The 263-nt window shown below is 72.6% G+C and carries 1 protein-coding gene; it reads right to left on the bottom strand.

Annotation, left to right across the window (positions count from 1 at the left end; genetic code table 11):
* Positions 1-222, bottom strand: a 222-nt coding sequence (locus tag ACWXWW_RS18115; protein ID WP_455971412.1) for a hypothetical protein, incomplete at its 3' end; no start/stop codon positions are given.
* Between the last annotated feature and the right edge of the window lie 41 nt (positions 223-263).

The following is a 263-nucleotide window of genomic DNA, read 5'->3' as shown; positions in this document are numbered from 1 at the left end:
CCTCAGGCCCGCGCGGAACAGGGCCGGATCGGCCCAGGCTTCGATCTGGGCCTGCTGCGGGTTCTGCTGCGACGGCAGCCGCTCGAAGCGGTAGGCCGGGTTGGCCGGCACGGCGGGCAGGCTGGAAAAGCTGCGCACGTCGTTGTCGAGCTGGAACGTGGACGCGCAGCCCCCGGCCAGCAGCGCGGCGGTGAGCAGGGTGGCAAGGGACAGGATTCGCATGGGGACCTCCGTCGGGCGGCCTGCGCGGCGCTGCTCAGAGA

Source organism: Microbacterium sp. KNMS, assembly GCF_053851835.1.
This window is presented reverse-complemented; position numbering and strand designations above follow the sequence as displayed.